Below are 1,860 nucleotides of genomic sequence, written 5' to 3' on the forward strand. Positions count from 1 at the left end.
GATCAGCGCATTACGCTGCTGGGCAGGAGAGAAGGATGACATTGATTGTGCACCTTTTTGTTGGTTGGGGTGAGGGAACCCAAATACATACCCAGCCTGTTGATTCGCTGCGTTATCGGCACGCAGCCACAGGCGTAAGGTGAAATTATAACCGTCTCATCTGGGCTTGTCAGCTCAAAACGTGCGCTCATCTGCGAGGATCTGCGCCAAAAAGGCTAAGACATCGCCGCCCTCTTCATTCTGCGCTTCTAGCCACAAGCACTCGGTATAATGATCGCCACGCAGCAGCAAAGGGGTACCCTCAAATTCAACCCGCCAAGTGTGCAAATCGGCATCACATTGACGCTCTAATACCTGCAGCTCTAACCGAGAAATCACCGGCAAAGCCCGCTCGGCGAAATTATCAAAATTGAGCCCTGGCGCCGGAATAGTTATTGAGTAATTTTCCATATCGATTCAAAAATTTCCAATTACGGCTGTGAATTATGCGTTAAAGGCTAAAGTAAACATCTTGGAATAAAACCTACTTGTAAGTAAAAAATGAAAAGAAAATAAAAAACACTTTCATTTCATAAAGCAATTATTGCCAGATCATATTTTCTATAGCTTGGTGCTATAAAATCACGTGTGAAAATCAATTTTTACCCACTTCCTATACTATAAACCTCTGAGTTAAGTAAGAGGATCATTAAGAGCTTATTTATATTTTCTCCTTAATTTTTCTCGTTAGCAGCCGCTATCAATCAATATACAAGGAGACATGTATTTTTATCGCACCGGCCGGAGATTCTCTCCGACCGTTACGGAACCTCTTTCTGATCGCTCACCTCTGCTAAACGAGAATAAGTGATATGTTATTTAAGCATCTTTCCATTGGTAAAAAACTGACAGCGGCATTCTCACTGTTGTGTTTGCTAATTATCGGTATCGGCCTGTTTTCCCTTATACAGTTAACTCGGCTGAATGCCGAATCTCTGGATTTGACTGACAACGTCATGCCCAGTATCCGCATAGCGGCCAAAATCAGTGATGAGATCGGTAATTTCCGCCGCTATGAGTTGGGTATGTTCTTAGTATATGACGATCCAAACCGTAATACCGAATACCAGCGCATGTTACAAAACTTACCATTCCAAATTGATCAAGTACTGACAGAATACGCATCACTAGTTTATAGCGGTCACGAACGTCAGACTTATAACAACATTAAAAATGAATGGCAGGCCTATCTGGGTCTGCATCGTCAGGTGATGGATATGTTAAACCGTGGCGAGTTGCAGCAAGCACGCCACTTCTTTCTGACCCAAGGGATCCCTGCGTATCAGAAGCTGAATGCCCAAACCGCTGAATTGATGAACATCAACCAAGCCTATGCAGTACAAGGTCGCCAGATAGCGGAAGATGTATTTAGTTCTGCCAAACTGAGCATTTTTATCTGTATCGCAATAGCTATTGCCCTAGTGGTAGTGTTTGCCACTATTCTGACGCGTCAAATTCGCGATCCACTGCTGTTGCTGGTTGTTCAAGCCAAACAGATTGCTGGCGGTAACTTGGCGCGTGGCGCACTGTGTGACTATCTGGATTCCGGCAAAATGGCCAACGATGAAATCGGTCAGTTAGCCAAAGCGATTCGCCAGATGAAAGAAGGTCTGCACCAGCTGGTGAACGAGATCACCTCCTCAGTATCGCAGCTGAGCACTGCGGTGGAAGAAGTGAGCGCAATTGCCGAGCAGTCGTCACACGGTATGCAGCAGCAGCAAAGCGAAGTGTCGCAGCTGGCCACGGCGATGAACGAGATGCAATCCACCGTGATGGAAGTGTCCCGTAACACTACCGATGCCGCCTCCGCCGCGCACGATG

The 1,860-nt window shown here is 45.9% G+C and carries 2 protein-coding genes; one reads left to right on the top strand and one right to left on the bottom strand.

Translation table 11 applies throughout. The features are described 5' to 3' along the window. Positions 1-174: 174 nt before the first annotated feature. On the bottom strand, positions 175-450 hold the full coding sequence (locus ACRC27_RS03540; RefSeq protein ID WP_265845316.1) for a DUF3630 family protein: 276 nt from the start codon (positions 448-450) through the stop codon (positions 175-177). A gap of 401 nt (positions 451-851) precedes the next feature. On the opposite strand from ACRC27_RS03540, the gene ACRC27_RS03545 reads away from it, so the two are divergent. Beyond that, positions 852-1,860: methyl-accepting chemotaxis protein (locus tag ACRC27_RS03545; RefSeq protein ID WP_438639200.1), on the top strand; the 1,009-nt coding region annotated here is incomplete at its 3' end.

It is taken from the genome of Plesiomonas sp., from assembly GCF_051650925.1.
In the GTDB taxonomy this organism is placed as follows: Bacteria; Pseudomonadota; Gammaproteobacteria; order Enterobacterales; family CAMTGL01; genus Plesiomonas.